Origin of the sequence: Arachidicoccus ginsenosidivorans (assembly GCF_007971385.1) — a bacterium.
Lineage (GTDB): Bacteria > Bacteroidota > Bacteroidia > Chitinophagales > Chitinophagaceae > Arachidicoccus > Arachidicoccus ginsenosidivorans.
The window spans coordinates 645,052-667,595 of sequence record NZ_CP042434.1; the positions used below are offsets into that span (position 1 = coordinate 645,052).

General features: G+C 42.2%; 15 protein-coding genes and 1 pseudogene. 5 read left to right on the forward strand and 11 right to left on the reverse strand.

Annotation, left to right across the window (positions count from 1 at the left end; all coding sequences use genetic code 11):
- Positions 1 to 61: 61 nt before the first annotated feature.
- The 3 genes and pseudogenes from FSB73_RS27370 to FSB73_RS02555 all read right to left on the reverse strand — a co-directional run bounded on the left by FSB73_RS27370 (position 62) and on the right by FSB73_RS02555 (position 4,545).
- A pseudogene (locus FSB73_RS27370) lies at positions 62 to 2,274 on the reverse strand (efflux RND transporter permease subunit).
- Between the two features lie 17 nt (positions 2,275 to 2,291).
- Entirely contained in the window at positions 2,292 to 3,284 is a 993-nt protein-coding gene (locus tag FSB73_RS27180) for an efflux RND transporter permease subunit (RefSeq protein ID WP_317132827.1), read from the reverse strand.
- Positions 3,285 to 3,402: 118 nt separating this feature from the next.
- A complete protein-coding gene (locus tag FSB73_RS02555; RefSeq protein ID WP_146779996.1) occupies positions 3,403 to 4,545 on the reverse strand; it encodes an efflux RND transporter periplasmic adaptor subunit in 1,143 nt (380 codons plus the stop codon).
- Between the two features lie 530 nt (positions 4,546 to 5,075).
- Here FSB73_RS02555 and FSB73_RS27895 point away from each other — a divergent pair.
- Both FSB73_RS27895 and FSB73_RS27900 read left to right on the forward strand, forming a co-directional pair.
- A complete protein-coding gene (locus FSB73_RS27895) occupies positions 5,076 to 6,653 on the forward strand; it encodes an ATP-dependent Clp protease ATP-binding subunit (RefSeq protein ID WP_317132828.1) in 1,578 nt (525 codons plus the stop codon).
- Positions 6,647 to 7,681 (forward strand): AAA family ATPase, encoded by a 1,035-nt coding sequence (locus tag FSB73_RS27900; RefSeq protein ID WP_317132829.1) that lies wholly within the window; start codon positions 6,647 to 6,649, stop codon positions 7,679 to 7,681. Before FSB73_RS27895 ends, FSB73_RS27900 begins: the two co-directional genes overlap by 7 nt.
- 292 nt (positions 7,682 to 7,973) lie before the next feature.
- On the opposite strand, the gene FSB73_RS02565 is transcribed toward FSB73_RS27900, so the two are convergent.
- Positions 7,974 to 8,882: an alpha/beta fold hydrolase gene (locus tag FSB73_RS02565; protein WP_146779997.1), complete on the reverse strand. Its 909-nt coding sequence runs from the start codon at positions 8,880 to 8,882 to the stop codon at positions 7,974 to 7,976.
- A gap of 365 nt (positions 8,883 to 9,247) precedes the next feature.
- Here FSB73_RS02565 and FSB73_RS23825 point away from each other — a divergent pair, with 365 nt between their 5' ends.
- Genes FSB73_RS23825 through FSB73_RS23835 form a run of 3 tightly spaced genes read left to right on the forward strand, consistent with a single transcriptional unit; the run spans position 9,248 to position 10,451 of the window.
- Positions 9,248 to 9,517, forward strand: coding sequence for a hypothetical protein (locus FSB73_RS23825; RefSeq protein WP_225974405.1), 270 nt, complete (start codon positions 9,248 to 9,250; stop codon positions 9,515 to 9,517).
- Entirely contained in the window at positions 9,505 to 9,963 is a 459-nt protein-coding gene (locus tag FSB73_RS23830) for an MFS transporter (protein WP_262712597.1), read from the forward strand. The genes FSB73_RS23825 and FSB73_RS23830 overlap by 13 nt, the downstream gene beginning before the upstream one ends.
- On the forward strand, positions 9,849 to 10,451 hold the full coding sequence (locus FSB73_RS23835; protein WP_225974407.1) for an MFS transporter: 603 nt from the start codon (positions 9,849 to 9,851) through the stop codon (positions 10,449 to 10,451). Before FSB73_RS23830 ends, FSB73_RS23835 begins: the two co-directional genes overlap by 115 nt.
- Positions 10,452 to 10,467: 16 nt before the next feature.
- On the opposite strand, the gene FSB73_RS02575 is transcribed toward FSB73_RS23835, so the two are convergent.
- The 7 genes from FSB73_RS02575 to FSB73_RS02605 form a co-directional block, all read right to left on the reverse strand.
- Positions 10,468 to 11,031, reverse strand: a complete 564-nt coding sequence (locus FSB73_RS02575) for a hypothetical protein (RefSeq protein WP_146779998.1) — start codon at positions 11,029 to 11,031, stop codon at positions 10,468 to 10,470.
- A gap of 117 nt (positions 11,032 to 11,148) precedes the next feature.
- Positions 11,149 to 13,518: a GAF domain-containing protein gene (locus FSB73_RS02580; protein ID WP_146779999.1), complete on the reverse strand. Its 2,370-nt coding sequence runs from the start codon at positions 13,516 to 13,518 to the stop codon at positions 11,149 to 11,151.
- 56 nt (positions 13,519 to 13,574) lie between these two features.
- The gene (locus FSB73_RS02585; protein ID WP_146780000.1) at positions 13,575 to 17,123 is read right to left on the reverse strand and encodes a BamA/TamA family outer membrane protein; all 3,549 of its coding nucleotides are present in this window, start codon (positions 17,121 to 17,123) and stop codon (positions 13,575 to 13,577) included.
- Positions 17,124 to 17,155: 32 nt separating this feature from the next.
- A complete protein-coding gene (locus tag FSB73_RS02590; RefSeq protein ID WP_146780001.1) occupies positions 17,156 to 17,524 on the reverse strand; it encodes a hypothetical protein in 369 nt (122 codons plus the stop codon).
- A gap of 45 nt (positions 17,525 to 17,569) precedes the next feature.
- The gene (locus FSB73_RS02595; protein ID WP_158639383.1) at positions 17,570 to 18,568 is read right to left on the reverse strand and encodes an SdiA-regulated domain-containing protein; all 999 of its coding nucleotides are present in this window, start codon (positions 18,566 to 18,568) and stop codon (positions 17,570 to 17,572) included.
- A gap of 163 nt (positions 18,569 to 18,731) precedes the next feature.
- Positions 18,732 to 21,158, reverse strand: a complete 2,427-nt coding sequence (gene ppk1, locus FSB73_RS02600) for a polyphosphate kinase 1 (RefSeq protein WP_158639384.1) — start codon at positions 21,156 to 21,158, stop codon at positions 18,732 to 18,734.
- Between the two features lie 20 nt (positions 21,159 to 21,178).
- Positions 21,179 to 22,510, reverse strand: a complete 1,332-nt coding sequence (locus FSB73_RS02605) for a Pycsar system effector family protein (protein WP_146780004.1) — start codon at positions 22,508 to 22,510, stop codon at positions 21,179 to 21,181.
- Positions 22,511 to 22,544 lie beyond the last annotated feature (34 nt).

Here is a 22,544-nt window from a genome sequence, read left to right on the forward strand (position 1 = left end):
TCTTTCTTATTCAAATAAGGCTTATAATCAATAACTCTCTGTACCTATCGCAATCCACCAGTTACAAGGGTTGCCATCCTAAGGGATTACCCTTGTTATGACTTAGGTTTGTGGATGCAGGTTGTTGAACGCGTGCCACTTTATCATTGTCATCATCATCATCATCTTCATCGTCATCATAATGTTTATTTTTCCTTATTCTTTCCTGCAGGTTTTGGAAAATCACAAACAAAATAGGCGTAATAAAAACACCAAATAAGGTGCCTATCAGCATCCCACCCACAGCACTCGTTCCAATGGAGTGATTGCCATTGGCACCTGCTCCTGTAGTCAACATCAAAGGCAATAACCCAAATATAAAAGCAAAGGAGGTCATTAAAATGGGTCTTAACCGCATTTTAGCCCCAGAGATCGCGGCTTGTGTAATGGACATACCTGACCTTCTGCGTTTGACTGCATATTCTACAATCAAGATCGAGTTTTTCGCCAGCAGTCCGATCAGCATTATCAGGGTAATCTGAACATAAATATTATTGCTGACGCCCAGCATTTTGATAAAAACAAAAGCTCCAAACATCCCAATAGGTATGGTTAGGATAATAGATAAAGGCAGAATATAACTCTCATACTGTGCACTTAATAACAGATATACAAATATCAGACAGAGCATAAATACATATATGGTCTGGCTGCCGGCGTGTTGTTCTTCTCTGGAGAGACCAGAGTATTCATAGCTGAATCCGGGAGGTAAGGTCTCCTGTGCAACTTGTTGAATGGCGGTAAGTGCCTGACCTGAACTATAACCTGCTGCCGGGGACCCGTTGACACTAATTGAATTAAATAGATTAAACCTTGTTATCGTTTGTGAGCTGTATATCGTCGTTAAGGAGACAAACTCAGAAATAGGCACCATCTGACCACTCTTTGTACGAACAAAAATACCGTTCAGGCTTTCAGGCGTCATTCTGTATTGTGGTGCAGCCTGTACCACTACCCTGAACTGCTGCCCGAATTTATTAAAATTTGAAGCATAGATACCTCCAAAATATCCCTGCATCGCCCCTGTGATATCTGTTACCGCAAGACCCGCATCTTTAACTTTAGGGACATTAATATTCATGAGATACTCCGGAAAATTCGGATTAAACGACGTATTGGCATATTGAATTTCCGGACGCTGGTTAAGATCACTTAAAAAGTCTTTACTAACCTTATAGAAACGGGCAATATCTCCCCCTGTCTTATCCTGCAACTGAAAGGAAAATCCACTGGTGGTACCAAATCCCTGGATGGTCGCGGGGTATAGAATTTAACTTCCGCATCTTTAATATTAGCCGTTTTTTCAAAAAGCTCTTCAATGATCTGATCTACATCACGGTGTCGCTTATCCCAAGGAATCAGTGACATCACCAGCATACCATAGTTATTGCCCGAACCAGAAAGGCGACCTCTTCCGGTTTCAGCCATTATATTACTAATTTCTGGAATAGAACTGGCAATAGCGACCACCTTACGGGTCACAATGCCGGTCCGGCCCAAGGATGCGGCTGGCGGCAAAGAAATTTCACAATTGATCGTCCCTAAATCTTCCTTAGGGACAAATCCTGTTGGTGTAGTACGGCTAATCAAATATAATCCAGCGGTGCAAGCCAGCAAAATACCAATGGGTATCCATTTTTTCTTATTGAAAAAACCTATTGCATCTACATAGCGGTTAGTAACCTTCTCAAAGGAAGTATTAAAAGCCACATAGAATTTCTGAATAAAGCCCCGTTTGGGCTTTTTATCCTGATGCCCTTTTAAAAACAGGGCGCAAAGTGCAGGACTAAGCGTAAGTGCATTGATGGCGGATAAGGTAATGGCGATAGCTAGGGTTAAGCCAAATTGTTTGTAGAACATCCCGGCCGATCCGCCGATAAAACTCACGGGTATAAATACTGCTGCCATTATTAATGTAATGGATATAATAGCGCCTGATATCTCTCCCAAGGCATCAATACTGGCTTTTCTGCCAGATTTATAGCCTTCATCCAATTTGGCGTGCACCGCCTCCACGACGACAATAGCATCATCTACCACAATACCAATTGCTAAAATCAAGGCAAATAAGGTCAATAGATTGATGGTAAAACCAAAGAGCTTTAAAAAGAAAAAGGTCCCAATAATGGCTACCGGTACAGAAATCGCCGGAATCAAAGTAGATCTGAAGTCCTGTAAAAAGATAAATACAACAATAAATACTAAAATAAATGCCTCCACAAAGGTATGGACCACCTTATCAATGGATGCGGTCAAAAAGCATCCACATTTTTAAGTACAGCAAAATGAACGCCTTTGGGAAAAGACTTTTCAGCGGTTTTCATCACTTCCAAGGTCTGGCGGATCACCTCCCGGGCATTAGATCCAGCGACCTGGCTGACATAAATAGAGACACTGGGGTGACCATTCGTAGAAGAAGTCTGCAGATAGCTATAAGCGCCCAGTTCAATTTTGGCCACATCTCTTAAACGCAGCAGTCGCCCTCTGAGATCACTTCTAATTACAATATTACCAAACTGACTGGTATCGGTCAGGGTACCTGGATATTTAATAACATACTGGAAAGGTTGATTACTGCTTTCGCCGAACTGTCCTGGAGCCGCCTGAATATTTTGTTCTTTCAAAGCAGCTGTTATATCAGAAGGAACTAATCCGTAAGAGGCCATTTTGGAGGCATTCAGCCAGATACGCATCGAATAGTCCATTTGCCCAGAGGCAGATGCATCTCCTACACCCTGAATACGTTTAATGACAGGCACAATATTGATATCGGCATAGTTCTGTAAAAAAGTCTGATCAAAAGCCGGGTTATCACTATAAACAGAAAAGGCCAAGAGCGTACTTGTTTGTCTTTTTTTAACCGTCACCCCAGCCAGGGTTACCTCCTGAGGCAGCTGAGGTGTCGCCCGGGCAACCGCATTTTGTACATTGACTGCCGCAATATTTGGATCACTGCCAATTTTAAAATTGACGGTAATTCTGGCGGATCCGTCATTGCCTGCTGTAGAGGTGATATAATCCATATTCTCCACACCATTAATTTGCTGTTCCAAGGGCACTACGACACTTTTCAGCACCACATCGGCATTGGCACCCGAATATTTTGCACTCACAGAAATTGTGGGCGGTGCTATATCCGGATATTGAGAGATGGGCAGCGTGATAATTCCGATAATCCCCAGTATCACAATTAATACGGAAATTACAGTAGCAAGGACAGGTCTTTTAACGAATAGTTTTAACATAATTGGAGAATATCGCCGAACAGTGAGTCCATCACCTGATCTGACTCATGAATCTATAATCTAGTCTATATCAAATTTTAATATTGTCTTTGAAATTACAATAACGCTTACTTAGTGTTTATTCACTAATGGATTGCTGTAAGGTGACCATCTTGGGCTCGATCACCAAATTTTCTCTGAGGTTATCGATTCCATCTGCCACGATCCGGTCGCCTGGCTTTAGCCCACTTTTCACTACATAAAACTTACCGTTATTGGAACTATTGACACTTATACTTACAGAACTCACTTTATTGTCTTTATCCACTTTATAAACAAATAAAGCCCCCTGAATCTGATAGGTGGCCTTTTGTGGTATAAGCAGCGCATCCGCAATGGTAGTTGGTAGCCGTACTACGGCGCTGCTTCCATTACGAATAATCCCATTGGGGTTGGGGAAAACGGCTCTTAGATTAACCGCTCCTGTCTGGGCGTTGATAAAACCACTGGCCGACTGCACTTTACCTCTGTGAGAGAAGACACTTCCGTTGGATAGTACCAGCATTGCTGGTGGCAGGGTGGATAATTTTTCCTGAATGGTATTGCCTTTTGCAGAGGCAAAAAAGTCCAGCTCCTGCTTTTCATTAATGGAGAAATAACAATAGATCTGGGATATATTGGAAACCGTTGTGAGCGCTGTGGCCGTTCCACTGCCCACCAGGCTCCCCACTTTGAAAGGCAGAATACCAATCACACCACTGACAGGACTGTAGATGGAAGTATAACTCAAATTGATTTTAGCGTTCTCCAGCGTTGCTTCAGCCTGGGATAAGGCTGCTTTTTTGGCTTCCAGGGTAAATTTGGCTGATTTTAGTTCATAATCACTGATAATCCCTTTTTCTACTAGTGGCTTTACTTTATTTACATTCATTACTGCAGCATCTACATCTGCCTTGGCAATATTGATATTGGCTTTCGCAGTGCGAACATCTTGTTCATATTGGGGCGCATCGATTTTAAACAGTAATTGGCCTTTGTCTACACTGGCCCCTTCATCCACATAAATCCCAGAAATAAATCCATCTATTTTAGGCCGGATCTCTACGTTTTCAATTCCTTGAATGGTGCCAGGATAATCCGCATATAAGGTGGCCGTATCAGATTTTAAAGTTATAACAGGATAAGTGTTATTGGTAACCTGATGGCTTTTTTTGGCCTTGCTTTTACATGCTACCACTGAAAGCAAAATACAGGTGCAGAAAAGCAATGAAAATGAACGCATAAAAAATTAAATATATTATTTTTATTTAAATATAATATTCCAATGAGGCATACTTGTCGTTAAAACGGGTCTTTGATGGGATTTCTCCTTTGAAGTTTAATAACCAAAACGAACCTGATATAAGCTGAATTACCTATCCTGCCTCCAATTGGCTGACAGCGCTAAAATTAAATAAATCCCGTGAAGTATGCTAGCTTAGATAATAAGCGACTAAATATAGGACAATTTTTCAGCAAGAAGTCACAAAGCATGACTTTAAGTCAGTACAAATCAAACAATTATGCCAATTTAGCAGTTTACCACCTTTTGTATATTTTTTGCTTCTGCTTATGCGTCCGGTTAATAGAAATGTATCAAAATATAAAGATCGGACTATAGCAATAAGACCAGCGGTAAAAGGAAGCGTCAACCGGTTAAAGGCTCAGCTAAACCTTAAAGAAGGTTTAGCATTAGAATTTTTAACTTTGATAGGCAGTCGCTAAATCTTTTAAAGCTGACACAAAACAAAAAATAAAAACCACCATAAATATATGAATCCAAATAATTATACCATTAAAGCCCAGGAGTTGATTCAGGCAGCTCAACAAATCGCCTATAATAATGGCGATTTGAATATTGAGACCAATCATTTGCTACTGGCACTTCTTGGAGAGAAGGAAAGTACCATCGAATTTTTGTTGAAAAAAAACGACGTCAATATTCCCTACACAGAACAAAAAGCCCGGGAATCACTCAGCAAGTTACCTAAAGCAGCGAGCGGAGAACCCGCCCAACAAGTGGGTCGTGAAATGAACAACACGCTATTGCGTGCAGCAAAAGATATCACGCAGTTTGGTGATGAATTTATCAATCCGGAGCATTTGCTACTGGCCATCGTACAAGGCAGTGATGATACAGCCAAGCTTTTAAAGGATGGCGGCCTAACGGCAAAGGGACTGATCGCCGCCATTAAGGACCTGCGACAGGGCGGCACTGTCAATTCCCAGACTTCGGCCCAAGAGGTAGGTTCTCTTAAAAAATACGCCAAAAATCTAAATGAATTGGCGCAGGCAGGAAAACTAGATCCTGTTATTGGTAGAGACGAAGAAATTCGCCGGACCTTGCATATTCTATCCAGACGTTCTAAAAACAACCCAATTCTTGTGGGGGAACCCGGCGTAGGTAAAACCGCCATTGTGGAAGGACTGGCGCATCGTATTATTAATGGAGATGTACCGGAAAATCTGAAAACTAAGATTATTTATAGCCTGGACATGGGGCTACTCATAGCAGGTGCTAAATATAAAGGAGAATTTGAGGAAAGACTAAAAGGCGTCATTAAAGACGTTGCCTCAAGCGACGGTGAGATTATCCTTTTTATTGATGAAATCCACACCTTAGTGGGAGCAGGTGGTGGCGAAGGTGCCATGGACGCCGCCAACATATTAAAACCAGCCCTGGCCAGGGGAGACCTCAGAGCTATAGGTGCCACCACCTTGAACGAATACCAGAAATTCTTTGAAAAGGACAAAGCACTTGAACGTCGTTTTCAAAAGGTGATGGTTGATGAACCCACTATTGAGGATGCCGTCTCCATTCTAAGAGGTCTGAAAGAGCGTTATGAATCTCACCACCATGTGCTGATCAAAGACGAAGCAATTATCGCTGCGGTTGAACTCTCCAACAGATATATTACAGACCGATTTCTTCCCGATAAGGCAATCGACTTGATCGATGAGAGCGCAGCCAAACTTCGATTAGAGATGAATTCCATGCCGGAAGAGCTGGATGAACTAGAAAGAAGAATCCGTCAACTGGAAATCGAACGGGAGGCTATTAAAAGGGAAAATGATCAGGCAAAACTCAAAGAGCTGAATACAAATATTGGCAATTTGATGGTGGAGCGTGATACCTATAAAGCAAAATGGCAACAGGAAAAAGAGGTCGTTGAAAGAATGCAAAATGCGAAGGCAGCTATTGATACCCTCAAGCTGGAAGCAGAGAAAGCGGAAAGAGAAGGGATTATGGCAGAGTCGCAGAAATCCGTTATGGCAAGATCAAAGAACAGCAAGAGATTATTGACCAGACCACCCATCAACTCTCCGACATCTCCGAAAAACGCTTGTTGAAAGAAGAGGTTGATGCGGAAGATATCGCAGAAAATGTCGCCAGAGCTACTGGTATCCCTGTCAGCCGTATGCTGCAGAGCGAAAAAGACAAATTGCTGCATTTGGAAGATCATTTACACCAAAGAGTTGTTGGGCAAGAGGAAGCCATCACAGCAGTTTCTGATGCTATCCGTAGAAGCAGGGCTGGCCTGGGAGATCCTAAAAAGCCCATTGGTTCTTTTATTTTCCTGGGAACAACAGGTGTGGGTAAAACGGAACTCGCCAAAGCACTGGCCGAATTCCTCTTTGATGACGAATCCATGATGACCCGCATTGATATGAGTGAATATCAGGAAAAACACAGTGTTTCCAGATTGGTTGGCGCGCCTCCCGGGTATGTAGGCTATGAAGAAGGTGGACAATTAACAGAGGCCGTACGGCGTAAACCTTACAGTGTTGTTTTATTTGATGAAATTGAAAAAGCACATCCGGATGTTTTTAATATCTTATTACAGGTACTGGATGATGGTCACCTCACTGACAATAAAGGCCGCATGGTGAACTTTAAAAACACCATCATTATTATGACCAGTAACATCGGCAGTCATTTAATTATGGATGCCTTTGAAAATCACAGAGAGGACATAGAAAAGGCAGAAGAGGTGGCCAAAGATGAGGTCATGAACCTACTTAAAGAGACCATTCGTCCTGAATTTTTAAATAGGATCGACGAAATTGTGATGTTTCACCCATTACTTAAAAAGGAAATCAGAAATATCATCAATATCCAGCTTAGACAGCTCAAAAGACAAATCGCCGAGGGTGGGATTAAAATTGACTTCAGTGATTATGTGATCGATTATTTAAGCGAAAATGGATATGATGTACAGTTTGGTGCCAGACCGCTGAAAAGGTTTATCCAAAAAGCCATCGTTAATCCACTCAGTAAAAAAATCCTTGCCGGTGAGATTGACCGGGAACATCCGGTTTTGGTCGATGTTTTTGATGGGATTGTGGTCTTTAGAAACGAAGAAACCGCCTCATCGTAACCTTAATAGCTGCGCTGTGACACATAGATAAAATTAAAGGCAACTATGCGCCTGATCAGTTAAATTATAAAATTGATCAGGCGTTTTTTATACCTTAACTAAAGTGATTTTGAAAATTCTCTGTTCATTATTTTATTATGTTCACAAAACATGAACAGTCCAAATTTATGAACAAAATCCAAAACAATACAATATTATACATGCGGCGTTAAATAGAATACAAGATCAAGTCGGCATAACAGGAAACTAAGAAAAAACACCTATTGTCAATGGCTTTGATAAGTTATGCAGCTCAGTTTTTAATAAATTCAAAAATAGTCTTAAGAAACGCTGCATTATTTTCATAATAAAGCAAATGACCACCTTTAATCTTTGCGATCTGTTGATGTGCAAAATCAAATGTTTTATAATGATTTTCACCAATAGCATGGTCCTTTGTACCGGCTATAACCAATACAGGCACCTTTATATCATTGGTACGTTTGGTGTAATCCTTCCAATAATCTTCCACCTTAAATACATGTCTGGCAAAATCATAATCACTTGGATTTTGCTGGTCAACGCTACTTACCAGCTCGACACTTTTTTTGTTGTCAGAAAGCATTTTGTAATCAAGCTTTTTTTCTGTTAATAAATGCTTGGCTTTCAAAAAAGTCGACATTAGAGAGGTATCTGACTGGTCAGCAGGCGTAAAACTCGAATGCAAAAGTTTGCCCATATAAGTGATTTGATTATCTAAGGAATAGCGGAGATTTAATGTTGAACTCACCAGAATAATCCCTTTTACATGATCAGGGTATTTCAGCGCATAGTTTGCGGCCAGGATACCACCAAAGGAATGTGAGAGTAGATATACTTTATCAGCATTGAAATGCTGGCGAATTAAATCAATATCTTTTAGCATTCTTTGCAGTGAATAATCTCCATTGGGAGACTTTTCGGATCGCCCGCACCCACGTTGATCATAATAAACCATGGAGAGATTCCTTTCTAAATTACGCCCTTTTAAATCTTCAAACGATTTGCTCCATGCCCCCGGCCCTCCATGAATAAAAATACAAATGGCACCATTGCCGGATTTTTTTACAAACAATTTAGCACCATCGTCTGTGGTTAGAAATTGGTCTCCTCTGCTTTGGGCAAAAAGTTGCAAGCCAAGACAGGCAAATACCATCATAATGGCGATTGAAAATTTATTCATATGTCGTTCTTTTGTACTTTGTAAAACAAATATAGTTTACGATTTCTAAATTTCAGGTTTCTTAATCCATTTTCTGCCAAATTCTAAAGCGTCCTTTATTTTATAGCTGCCATCACTTAAGCAACTCGCTGACCACAAAATGATTCAACTTTTGATATAAAGTAAGGATCAAAAAAGATTAGAAACGGCAGTTAGTGCGTAAAACCCACATATTTTACCGAAAAAGTAATAATTAAATTCCAAATTATTTGGCAAAATAGAATATTTGCTCTTAAATTTGTAGACTCAATTTTCACTTTTATGGCCTTATCGAAAAAGTCCGCCATCAGTTTTATTTTTATCACCTTGCTCATAGATTGTATGGGTTGGGGCTTATTATACCTGTCATTGCGGATCTGGTAGCAGAATTAAAACATATTCCAATCAATCAGGCCAGTACCTATGGGGCATATTTACTCTCTGCCTTTGCGGTCGTGCAGTTTCTGTGCGCACCTATTATTGGCAATTTAAGTGATAAATACGGCAGAAGGCCCATTTTACTGCTTTCCCTTTTGGATTTGGTGTGGATTATATTATTCAGGCAATATCTCCAACCTATGCACTATTATTTTTTGGAAGAGTGGTGGCAGGTGTAACCGGTGCCAGTTTTACGACTGCCTCTGCTTATATTGCTGATGTCAGCCCGGATGCAACTTCCAGGGCCAAAAATTTCGGTATAATCGGCGCGGCCTTCGGCCTAGGCTTCGTATTAGGCCCTGCATTAGGTGCATTGTTATCACATTGGGGCATCCGAGCGCCTTTTTACGCTGCCGCCGTATTATGTCTACTTAACTGTATCTATGGTTATTTTTTCCTACCAGAGTCTTTGCCCAAAGAAAACAGAAGAGCTTTTGACTGGAAAAGAGCCAATCCTTTTGGTTCCTTAAAATTCTTAACCCGCCATCCACAAATCGGTAGTTTAGCCTTATGTTTTTCCTGGTTTATCTGGGCGCCCAGGCCGTGCAGAGTAACTGGAACTTTTTCACGATCTATCGCTTTCACTGGTCCGATAAAATGGTGGGCATTTCTTTGGCAGTCGTAGGTGTTCTAGTGGGCCTGGTGCAGGGAGGATTGACCAGGCTTGTTGTACCCAGACTAGGCAACAACAAGAGCATATATCTGGGACTCGGCTTATATGTACTAGGACTAGCCTTATTTGCATTTGCCACCAAAGGATGGATGATGTTTGCATTTTTAATACCATATTGCCTGGGCGGGATCTGCGGTCCTTCTTTGCAATCTGTTATTTCCGGAGAAGTCCCTGCCAACCAACAAGGAGAGCTACAAGGTTCTCTTACCAGCCTTATGAGCCTGACGACCATTATCGGTCCACTGATCATGAATGGCAGCTTCGCTTTTTTCACCTCTGCCAAAGCGCCATTTATATTTCCCGGTGTACACTTTTTAATTGGCGCCATCTGTATGCTACTTGGCGTAATAATTGCTTATCGAGTCCTTTCAAAAAGACCTGATAAAGCTACTTTATCTTCAGACGTTATATTGCCTGCTGCAGGAGAATCTTTAGAGTAGAGAAATCATGGGAAAATTAATCCAGTCTCGAAGTGATAATCTGGTCTATTTTCTGGAATAAATGATGGGGTTTATAAACGCGCCAGTCCTCTAGCTGCATCAATTCAACATAATACTGAAGTTTATATTTTTTAAACTCTGCCTGAGATTGTTCAGGCATATTCAGTAAAACGACCCAGCCGTCACTGTCACTAACTTCTTCGTACCATTGTTGGTAATACTCTGCGTCACTGCCATGAAAATTCAGGATATTCTCGCCAATCAAAATAAAATGAGAAATTCCCTGGTCAAATAAAAAATCTGTCAGATTGTATCGCAGCGTCATTACATCATTTTCTATGGCATCATTCCATTCTCCAATGAGTTCAATTACACAAAACTGCATATCATAATCTGCATAGAGGATCTTACAAAATAAGGTGGAACTACCAAAATTATCCCATTGGGGATGGATGTAATAGTTGTAAATAGCATTGGTAAACTCAAATTCACTATAGGTTCTGCCGTAAAACGGTGAACGTTCATCCTGTTCAGCCTCATAGAGATACCGCCAGTTAAAAAAAGGTTCAATGGTATGCACGGTGTCTAATCAATAATTTTTAAGGTGAGCACCAACTTTATCTTTCATAAAGATAAGGGGATTTTTCCCTGCTTTGCATGTGCATCTTGTTAATCTTTATCCACGATTCGCTACAAATCAAGCTTCCATATCTTCAGTTTCCATATTCACCCCGATTCTGAGCGCCTTTAAACCGGCCACACCTTGCAACTCTTCCAACTCTAAAAATTCCAGATCATCATTTAATATGTTTTGCTGCTGCAAATAGCGAATATAGCCCAGGTAATCATCAATATCCCGCTGCTGAAAATAAACCAGTGCAATCTTGTCTGGTTGGGTGAGTCTTTCTTCGGTATCTCTGATATGGACTTTATCAATACGCTTTTTAATTATTTCATAGCGGATATTATAAGCACCCTCCACATCAAATCGGTGTTCATCATTTCTGAACTCAATATCAATCGTGGCGGCATGAATAAAAATAAGCTGTGTGGTTTCCAGCCTTTTTTTCATCTGCGGAATCAACGCTTTGGTCAGCCTGGCCACCAGGGCCATGGAAGTCAGTTGCCAAAGCCTTAGGTTTCTAAGATACATAGGATCAAAGGACCTGTCAGGTGAGATCGACTGTCCGATGTATATATCATATTCCACTCCGTCAGAACGAAACTTTTCAAAATAACACGGGAATTCCATCTGAATTTCCTCATTCATCCTGTCCAGTAAACTGCCAATGGTCGCATTGAGCAGCCCCAGCGATTGTTCCAGGTCATCTCTGTTTTTATAGGCAAATCCGCCGGGTCCGGCATCCAGATAATATTGATTAATTAAGGCCTCCGCTCCTGTATAATGCTGATGATAATGCAGTAGGAATGCCACGATTTCTGTATCCAGAAATTGAGAAATTTCATATTGCTCGTCGGTACCAAACTGCTTATCAATTTTCTCCTGCAGCAACTTCGCTTTGAAAATCATTTCATCGATAATTGTCAGAAAATGGACTTTTTTAAGCGCTTGTAAAAGATCGGTCAATAAGTTTAGTTGCTTTCTCAGGTCCTGTTCCAGGGCCAGATTTCTTTCCACCGTTGAGTTTCTCACATCAATTGCGCCATATAATGGATAGACCTCCTCGAAGCGAATATTACCTATCTGGGCTTTTTTATCCAGCTTTCTTTTTTGCAAAAACTGCCAGGCGGCCTCTGTAAAAGCCCATTGCACAGAGGGTTGTAAAGAGGTAAAACGCTCTTTTACGACTCTATCCAAAGAAGCTTCAAAATCGTTAATATGCGCCTGAAAGAGTTGTTCTAATAATGGAATCACCGGATCCAGGGTCGCTAATAATTCAGGTGCAACAATACCTGGCTGTTTGGCAAATACCTCAAAGATGCCCACCAATTGTTTATTAAAATAAACTGGCTGAATAAGTAGTCCTCGTACGCCCATATTTTCCAGCATGCGGTACATATCCCTGGATTCGGGCGCAGCGTTTTTTTCCGCAATGTCTTGATCCAGGACCATTTCCGGATGCTGATAAAACCTTTCTACAGCATCCATATAGACCTGCTCTCCTACCCTGTTTTTAGTGCAAATTTCCCGAAGCTTTTTACCCATATTGCCATATTCATCGAGCACCATCCGGTTATTGACCCTGAGCATAGGGATCAACCGGATAACAACATGCGGACTGCCAATTAAGGATTTGATGCACGCGCCGACCTCATCATAGACATTGGCACCAGGCTTTAAGTTGACTATAATATTTTTTATATTTTCAATTGCCTTGCGGGCAGTTACATCGCTTACCTGAACAATACTAAAACCTTCAAAGCGCAAATGATCCAAAGGCAAGTTTTCCTGCAATAAAGTCAACCCCTCATCCGTAATATTATTATCATGAACCTCTATCATTTGCAGATCCAGATCTGGCAATTCATTACCAGTATAGCGCACATCCACAAATCTGGAATCAAACTGAACTTCATAGGCTCTTTGCAGGTTATCTGCATCCGAGGCCAGGTTTTGGAATATTTCCAACTTAACGGGGAGGTTCTTTTGATATAACCTATCCAGCGCCAACGTATAGCAAATAGTCTGAATATGCCTAATTCGCTCTTTTTCCGTCATAGAATGAACGATACTTCCTCTTAAAAAGCCTTGTTTATCCGTTAGAAAATGATAGATGGCCCGCGTACCATAAAAAATGACAGGGGAGAAAGGCAAACTTAAAGCCCAATATTTTTCGTTTTCATCTGTCACTGGTGGCAATAGTGCCATCTGAACAAATTCCAATACATCTTTATAATCAACAATTTTCTCCAGTGGCACTTCTTTTTCCAATTCAGGATGCTGCTCAATTTGCTCCAGAATATATGTAAAGAAACGGACTTTCATCCCTTTTTCCTTCGCCTGTCGCTCCCGTAGAAACAAGGCAAACCGGTGCAGCGACAAAACTGCCTGTGGAACAGCTAAGTCACTTCTTTGATCACTCAGATATATGATTTCGGCTTTCATCCGAATACAATTTAATTATTGACGGGTATTAAGTTTAAAACACTCAAATTTGTCTTTTAAAACCTGAGACCCATGGAAAAATAGGGATACCAGCCTTCGGCTGAATGTCCCATTTCAAAACTAAATACGGTAAGTCCGGCAGGTGCAAAATAAATACCGCCGCCTTGACCGTTATGCCACTTACCTGAATGCTGCCCTTGCTGCCATACCCGTCCAATATCAAAAAAGCCGCTGAGTCCCAGCTCACCTTTAACAATATAATTGCCAAAATCCATAAGTGACCAGCGCAGCGCCAAGTTATTATAGAGGGCTTGTTGACCTGCAAATCTATATTTGCGATAACCAAGCAAATCACCTTCGCCTCCCAAAAAGATGGATTGATAAAACGCTGTATGTCCAACACTTAAACCACCACCAAGCCGCTCTGACAATATGAGTCTGTTTCGGTTATCAAGCGGTTTATAGACAGCCAACTCAGGCAATAACTGTGCAAAGGTACGGGATAATTGATTCAACCCTTTATAAGCCTTTAATTGCACTCTGGCGTAAATGCCCCACTGGGGCAATACTTGATTATTACGATGATCCAACTCATATACCGCTTTCAAACCGAGGTGCATCTTATCTTTAAATAATGAACTGCTGTCATAACTACCAATCAGCGCAGGATCACCCTGGATAAACCGGCCATTATTGTCAGAACTGTTCATATGATAATATTGAAAACCAGGTCCTAATTCTAAAAGGGATCCTTTTTCAAAATTCCACCTAAGACCAGTGGCCAGGCCTACTGTAGTAAACCTGGTCCGGTAATACTTCTGATACCCCTCAAATTTATCCATCACGGTCTCATTACCTCTGCCAAAATAATTCTGTGTATTATTAGGCGCCTTGACGTCCAGATCAGCTACCAAATCGGCTTTACCGATTGCTGATTTCCAAATACCTTTATAATCAATACTATAGGCTTTTGTGGCAAATGAATGCGCCACCATAATTTGATGGGTGGAGGCGTAAGGACTTTTACGAAAGCCGTTTTGCAAAATAAATTTTGCGCCCAGACCAAGTGTGATTTTATCATCTGCATTATACCCTCCGGTTACCAGCGGTAAAACAGTACTATAACGGTTGGTCCTTACAAAAGCCGTCTGTGCACTGTCCTTACTGACAGACACTTTTAATTGATGCAGATCCTTACCGGAGTATGCTTCCCGGTCATGATCATAAACCGGGATTTTACGCCTGGACTGGGTGACATGATAATATTTATGTCCTTTGCCACCAATGAGTCGGAGCCGGACGGTAGAAGACGCATTATTAATAAAAACACTATCATCGCCCTTGCCTAAATATAGCCGAATCTCTTTTGTGTCTTTTCTTGGATAGACTTTATGCATTAAGGTATCCTGGATATTGCCTTTTTTGCTGATTTTCCGCATCAAAATATCAAGGCCGTTACTGCCAGGTACATCGTTAATAGCGATCCATTCATTTTTATCGCTGGCATGGATATCCACATATTTATTGCTTAAGGCGTAATATTTATCCATCGCTGCTACCAAATGGTCTCTTCTGGCTTTTAATTCCCTGGATAATTTTTCATGATCAAGCGCCAGCACACTAGCAGGGATTTTTTCCAGCGCCTTTTCAAGCACCGCGTCCGTTAATGCGGCCTGTTCTGCTACTGCTGTTTGATGCCATTTGTCAAACCCGATCTGAAAACTGGGATGCGCATCCAAAAATGCGGACTTATAAAAATAATAATTACTACCGCGCATCGGGTTTTTATAACTAAAGCCAAATACTCTTGGCATCAAAACGAGCTTTTTGGCAATCCCGGGAATCAGTCCTTCGGTCACATTCAGCGCCATATCCCTGTCTCTGGGTACCGGCCTGTAATATTTAGGCTTGCCTTTTTTTCCCGTCTTTTGAAAACGCCATTGATCCTCATGGCGGTCCCAGTCAGCCAGCAAATAATCTAATCCCCTGGCTCTTAAAAATGCGTAGGCGTCAAAATCATTATCATTATCGTCCTGGAGATGATCAAGTGTTTTTAAGGTATTATCTGTATTACCTGCCGGTTCTCTTTGTTCCAGCAGTGTCACTTTACCTTCAAAGAGCCGGCCATAAGCTCCAAGAGCGGTGTCAGGCGCCACAACCCCGATCACAGGACTCGCATGCAGGACATCCACAGCAGCGGCCAGTGGCGGCACCACCAGTGCCCCATAAGGGTGTTGCGCACTGGTGGCATCATCCAGCCAGTCTTTGACAAAAGTTCCCTGGAACTGCTCAGGTGTGATTAAATCTGAGGACTTTTCAACACTTCTAAGGGTATATTCCTTTCCACTTTTGTCAGCCATTCTAAGGGAAGTAGACTGAAAGCCCCCACCCAACTTGACCGGTTGAAGCCCCCCATTAATACTAGAGACCCGAAGCACGGGTAACTGCACCGGCAAAGCCCACGCCTTTCTGTAATTTTTACCAAATAACACTTTATGGGCACCACTTATGGCTGCATAGGGCGGATGAGCTGCCGCCATTATACTATCTCCAGTAATTTCAGCCATTTTGGCGGCTTCCACCTCTTGGTAGGCACTGGGTTTAAAAACATATTGAAATGGCGCAGTAAAAGTAGATGCAGGCACCGTCTTATCAGGCGATTTATTATGCGACTCTCCCGTTTCATTTTCCGTCACCACTTGAATGCGGATACGACCATCACGCAATTGATCCAGCACAGTAAAGCCCGGATCGTTACTATTAAAAAGACTGTATTTTCCATTTTTAGAGGTTCCTCCCTCGGTTAGTCCACCGCTTATGACCTGAAAGATATGCTTCCCGTTACGCGCTTCGTTTATGATTTGCAAACCCGGTTCATGCGCTGAGAGGTGGATTAGATTGGGGAACCCAGTAAAGACCTTACTTACCATACTTCTCATTTGCTTATAGAGCGGATGATAAAGCTGCTGCGGCGACTGGAATGCCCGGCTAAGAGCTGGATAAAGACTGCCAATTACAGGCAGGGGTAAATACAGGTCCTTTTGAAGGTGGGTGAGTGGAAAGAGATGATCCTTCCAGGTAAAGTTACTGTTATAAAATCCATAATCAGCAAAGGGATGGTGGGTGGCCAAAATAACCGTCTTATACCGATTCTGATAGAGTAATGCCCTAAGAGCGCTAGTCACATCCCGCTCATTGGCACAACCGCAGTCAGCACCTTCTGTTTGTTTATTGAATCCATGCAGCCACCACTGAGAATCCATTACAATAATGGCGAGCTTATCAGAAACATGAATAAGTACCGGATCCGGGCAGCCCCCCTCGGGTGCCTGATGTACCAGTGAATCCTCCAAAGTCGCAATATAGGCAGCTGCCCGGTTCACCTTGCTTAAGCCGGCTGGCCCACTGTTGTCCCAGTCTTTTTCGCCCGGGGTAAAATAAACAGATGCCCCCTGACGGATAAAAGGTTCATATTTAGCCTTAAGGATTGTTTCAGCTGCTTTTTCATCCTCATCATTACCACCAAACCCCTTTGGCGGTAAATTATCTCCTAAAAACAGCACGGTGGTTTTGCCAGTTAAAACCTTGCTGGCAGCGGCTTGCATAAGCGCTTTGAAAGTAGCAATTCCTGTATCACTTATATCTCCCCCAGCGCAATGATCCTGGCCACAACGCTACTATTCTTGGCAGAATCATCTGGTTGTGGCAAACTTTTATTTGACACTGAACCTAACAGCGGATCTATCGTCGAACCTGACTGCCCGCTTGCTGGCATAAGCAGTAGCAGCGAAGTGCAGGTAGCAGCCAGATAAAGACCCTTTTTTATTAGCTTTTGTATAATGCGATGTCCGTTTAAATTATCCACTACTCGAGTGGGTATAGTAAGCGTTGTTAAAAGGTCGCCGGTAATTCTGCTACGCCTCCTGCTCGTCCAACTTACACACGCAAAGTTTATGTGTCTAAGCCATTGTTTTTGAATTTTGTTATAGGTAAATTTAAAGGCCATTTACGTCAATTTCAGGATTGTTAATTGAACCATTTGGTGAAAATCTTATTTTTGTTCCCGAGGTGCAAACTTCAGCAAAGTAGCCTCCCCAGGCAATTGCCCCTCATTGGAGATATAAAGATTATGCTGCTTATCAAAGCAGATACCTTCCGGCTGCGCGTATAACTTACGACTTAGTGTATGAACAGCCTTAACCTGCCAATCGGTCCCCAGGACAACCAGCATCTTGTTAATTGAAGATAATACGTACCACTGATGGGTTAAAGGATCCTGGCATAAAGCAGAGGGTTTGAAATCGACCTTCTTCTCCTTCTTGCCTTTTTTCCCTTTCTTACCATTGTCCTGACCTGTTGGATCTACCAGGGTACTAATCTGACTTACATCAATGTGATAAACAGCACCCCTTACCCAATGGCCTGCGTCATTATCCAACCGGTAAACAGAAACCTTTTTTTTATGATCTTCACTTTTACAATCCTTGCAAAGCAGATACAGCTGATTTCTGGCAGCATCTGCAAAAAGTCCTTCGTATTCTCCTTTAGGAACTAAATCTTTCCACTCTTGTAATGACCCAGTAACAGGTGTTCCCTCCTTGTCAGCTGCAGGCGTAAAATCAAAACTATAGAGTACCCCATTTGACTTGAGTAAAACGGCCTGCTCTCCCACAAAGGCCAGGTCTTCATAATCACCATCCTTGCCAAAATCATAATATTTTGCGGTCTGATCTCCTGGCTTGAGCCAATACAATCTGCCCTTTTCATCCTGCTCTGCATAAATCTGTGTGTCATCGCCCTGATGGAAACTTATCCCAGAAATCTCTGTCAATGCCTCTGGCATTTTATAAATGGAGGTTGGGTGCTCTAAATCATAGACAAAGCTCTCTGAAACCCCGCCTGCGGCCCGGGCCATATTGGAGTTGACGATAGACGGCACGCTGCTGTCAGGACTACCACTATTATTTTGCCCTGTCCCGCAGCTACTTGCACCTAGCGATAAGACTAAGGAACTACTCAGGGTAACCAAGGTGGATATAACTGGAATCATTTTCATTGTGATTTATCTTTTAATATTTTATGGTAGCCTTTAAGGGACGCATCCTTGGGTAACTTAAATCCCATTGATCCTCCTTAGATAGATGAATAGTGAGCTTAGCACACAGATACCAAGGAAAAGCGAGTACTTTACTTAAAAATTTAAAAGTTTCAGATCATCCTTGTCTGTTTTCATCAGATGAGGGAACAGGCACCGTTTTCTCACTTTTTACTGCTGTCAGGTCTTCACCTAACTTTTCAGTGGCCTGCGCCTGCAAATACTGATAAGTTTCAAATTGCGCTTCACGCCACCTGCCCTCTTGCGTACTTGCCTCTGACCCACTCAGCATCCACTTATTTTGCAAATCACTGGTTAATTGTACCAAGTGTAACTGGTCTGCAAACTGTAGCGCTACAATATCCAGGATCGTGCGCAGGTTTTCAGGGTCCAATACAGGACAACACACCTCAATTCTTCTATAAACATTGCGGTTCATCCAGTCAGCAGAACCGATATACATATTTTGCTTACCAGCTGCGTCAAATATAAAGACCCGGGCATGTTCTAAATAACGGTCCACCAATCGGTAAACTACAATATTTTCACTCATCCCTTTTTTTCCCGGGATAAGCCGGCAGATACTGCGCACCATCAGTCGTATCTGCACACCTGCATTAGAGGCATCATATAATGCGTCTATTAACTTTTGTTCCTCTAAATTATTCAGTTTTATGGTGATCATTGCGGGTTGCCCCTCAAGGGCAGCCCTCTTGCAACGATTAATCTCTGTAAGAAATGCTGTTTGGAGATTAAAGCCGGCCACCAATAATTTTTTTGGCTGGAAAAACTGATAGGACTCCGGACGTGCTCTTTTTTCTAAAAAAAGCATGAGCGTTTCTATATCTGTCATCATCGCCTTATCAGCTGTCATCAGGATATGGTCCGCATAAATTCTGGCAGTATTTTCATTAAAATTGCCGGTCGCTACAATGCCACTATAATGTAAGCGCCCTGCGTAATTTCTTTTCACCAGGGCAATTTTAGCATGGACTTTCAATGCCCAGATACTATATACAATCTTCACACCGGCAGCTTTCATCTTGCGTGCCCATTTAATATTATTGGCTTCATCAAAACGGGCTTTGAGCTCTACAAACACCGTCACTGCTTTTCCATTTTTAGCAGCGCTCATCAGTGCCCTGGCAATAAGAGAGTCGGGGGCAATCCGGTAAAGGGTAACCGCAACAGAGCGAACTTCGGGATCAATAGCTGCTTCATTAAAAAAGCGCAGTACAGTACTATAATCCTGATACGGCGTACTAATGAGCAGATCCTTTTTGGCAATCTGATCCAATAAAGAGACAAAAGGTGCCTGTTGACGATACTGCATAAAGGCAGGTCGGATGGCGGGCCACTTTTCGTATTTATGTTGACTAATCGGAAAATCCATCAGATCTCTTAGGTTGTGATACCTTCCACCGCTAACCAAGGCCGCTTTTGGGCAATTTAAGGCCTGCCTTAATTTTTGAAGGATTGCCTCTGGCATCTGTTGATCATATAACAGTCTGGTAGCCAATCCGTAATTCCTTTTAGCGACCTGTTTTTGTATAAATCCAGCCAGATCTTTACCATACTCATCCTTATAATCAATATCCGCATCCCGGCTTAATTTGAAACTATAACTGCCTTCAATGACAAAATCTTCTTTCCCCGTGAGTTGCCCGATATGCATACGGATTATATCATCCAGCAACCAGACATCACTCTTAGTCCTGCCACGTGGATTATCCAGGCGTACAAAACGGCCACACTCCACTGAAGGGATTCGTATAATAGCCAGGCCTTGCCTCCCGGATAGTTTGCCCGAGACGACCAGATAAATCTGATCGTTCTCAGGAAAAAAACGGGGACGTTTTTTGTTGTGCCCTTCCTTGCCAGTCGCTTGAGCATCTGTTTGTGTATCCGTATCTGAGATTATGTCTGTTTGCGTATCTATTTGTTGATCCTCCAACCAACTCATCTGCAGATTAGCGGCTACTTTTTCAAAGAAAAAGGCCTGGATCCTTGGATCTATTGCTGTTGGAATTTGCGCATTGTATTTAAAATCAATGCCGGCCATGGCCAGATCGGGCAGGATTTCCGTGAGCATCGTAAGACCGAATCTGTTTTGCAGCCCATCGATTTTACCACGCACTTCTGCCAGTAAGGCTGTTTGAGCTACATTGGTTTTAGAAGAAATATTTGTATCGGTAGCGCTAAGGGCATCTGTATCTGCATCTGATCCTTTAGCCGCATTTACCGATATAACATTTTCAACCTCCCTTCCAGTTGTATTTTCGCCGCTCTCGCCCAAGTTATAATTTTCTTCTTTAATGGATTGATTGGGATGGACATTGGGATGGACAGGGAAGTTCTTCAAAGCCATAATAGCCGGCATCCTTACCCGGTAGAATTCATCCAGGTTAGACGCAAAAATCCCTAAGAAGCTCAATCTTTCCTTTGCCGGCACACCTGGTCTTGCCGCCTCCATAACAATACGCTCATTAAAGGAGAGCCAGCTTAAGTCTCTGTCAAAATAACAATATGTATCCTTGGATTGCATTGATTTCACTTCATTTTTTATTAAGAGACCATTACACCAATCATATAAGCGATGACAGACAGCACCAACCCATACATAAATACATTATAGGCGGTTCTTAGCAGTCTGTATTTCTTACCCAGTACCACCCCCTGTGCATAGACATCCTTAATCAGGGAGCCATATAAGAAGTCCCGATCATCCATCACTTTCCACATGCCTTCTGTATACTGTTCAAGTTTCATTTTATAAAAGTTCCCAAAAAATAAAAGGTTGGTCTTCTTTTCTTCAATATCCTGCCTGGTAAATGTTCCTTTAGGAATGGTTGGCCTGGTGGACAGTATGGAAAATATAATGGTAATCAGACTAACTGTAATTAGGATAAAAGTGGGAATAATTAACTCTTCATGTGCGTCGAGCTTTCTTAAAAGTAAGCTGATGACCGCAGACAGGATGATCGAATTAACCGAAATCAAAATATGGGCTTTATTATCCGCCATATTAGAGAGTTTCTGATTATTACCTGCCGTTACCCTAAACATAGTCTCTATTCCCTTATCGGGCTTATCTGTTTTTTCTTTCTTCTGCTTCTTCTCCTTCCTTCCCTTCTGCTCCTTATTTTGATATGGTGCATTGTCGCCACCTTGGTCAACCTTTTCAGGCTGCTCCAGCGCCACCGCTCCATCTGCCGGTAATGTTCCCTTTATATTACCACTTGGCTCCGGCTGCTTTAGCGTTACCTCCTGGGGCTTTTTAGCCATTTTGGCCGCTGCCGAGGCGGCTTTTTTCTTAAGCCTCGCCAAATTAGCTGCTTTCTTATCGGAGAGCAACATCTGACAATAATCGGTATGATAATGATGTGCTTCTAAAAAGGCAATGGTGCCCAGTCGCCACTGCTGTTTGGTAAGGACTTTACCCAGACTTTGCCCTTTTTCCTGACACATGCATTCATTAATCTGATTAAACCGGTCCTGGCCCAGATGAAAAAGATCAGCGTCACAGACAATTTCCTCCAAAAGATTATGGGGATCTTGCGGCATTTTAGTGGCCATTATACAACCCTGCACTTTAGTTATCAGCGCCTCAGATTGACCTTTTTTTTGCAGAAAAGCGGCTGCTGCCTCGGCGCCTGCCCTTTCATGAGCGTCAGGTTCAATATGATAACCAATGTCATGAAACCAGGCGGCGATCTGCACCACTTCAAAATCCTGGTCGTTAAGCTGATAATGATCGCCGATTTGTTTAGCTGCAGCTACGACGGCCTGCGTATGGGCCAGGTTATGATAAGCACGCTTTTCTTCCTGGTGCTGTTCAAAAAATGCCTGGACTTCAGCCTGCACTGCTTCCACTAATTTTAAAGAAGATTCAATCATATACTCTATTTATAATCTGAACGGCCACTTTACA

What these genes read in the sequence shown, in the direction of transcription:
- FSB73_RS02595 (WP_158639383.1), bottom strand. Translation starts at nt 18,568, where the DNA reads ATGATTCCAGTTATATCCACCTTGGTTACCCTGAGTAGTTCCTTAGTC.
- FSB73_RS02585 (WP_146780000.1), bottom strand. Translation starts at nt 17,123, where the DNA reads ATGCAAGCCGCTGCCAGCAAGGTTTTAACTGGCAAAACCACCGTGCTG.
- FSB73_RS02580 (WP_146779999.1), bottom strand. Translation starts at nt 13,518, where the DNA reads ATGAAAGCCGAAATCATATATCTGAGTGATCAAAGAAGTGACTTAGCT.
- FSB73_RS02555 (WP_146779996.1), bottom strand. Translation starts at nt 4,545, where the DNA reads ATGCGTTCATTTTCATTGCTTTTCTGCACCTGTATTTTGCTTTCAGTG.
- ppk1 (WP_158639384.1), bottom strand. Translation starts at nt 21,158, where the DNA reads ATGCAATCCAAGGATACATATTGTTATTTTGACAGAGACTTAAGCTGG.
- FSB73_RS02590 (WP_146780001.1), bottom strand. Translation starts at nt 17,524, where the DNA reads ATGGCCTTTAAATTTACCTATAACAAAATTCAAAAACAATGGCTTAGA.
- FSB73_RS02565 (WP_146779997.1), bottom strand. Translation starts at nt 8,882, where the DNA reads ATGAATAAATTTTCAATCGCCATTATGATGGTATTTGCCTGTCTTGGC.
- FSB73_RS27180 (WP_317132827.1), bottom strand. Translation starts at nt 3,284, where the DNA reads ATGTTAAAACTATTCGTTAAAAGACCTGTCCTTGCTACTGTAATTTCC.
- FSB73_RS23835 (WP_225974407.1), top strand. Translation starts at nt 9,849, where the DNA reads ATGTTTTTCCTGGTTTATCTGGGCGCCCAGGCCGTGCAGAGTAACTGG.
- FSB73_RS02605 (WP_146780004.1), bottom strand. Translation starts at nt 22,510, where the DNA reads ATGATTGAATCTTCTTTAAAATTAGTGGAAGCAGTGCAGGCTGAAGTC.
- FSB73_RS27895 (WP_317132828.1), top strand. Translation starts at nt 5,076, where the DNA reads ATGAATCCAAATAATTATACCATTAAAGCCCAGGAGTTGATTCAGGCA.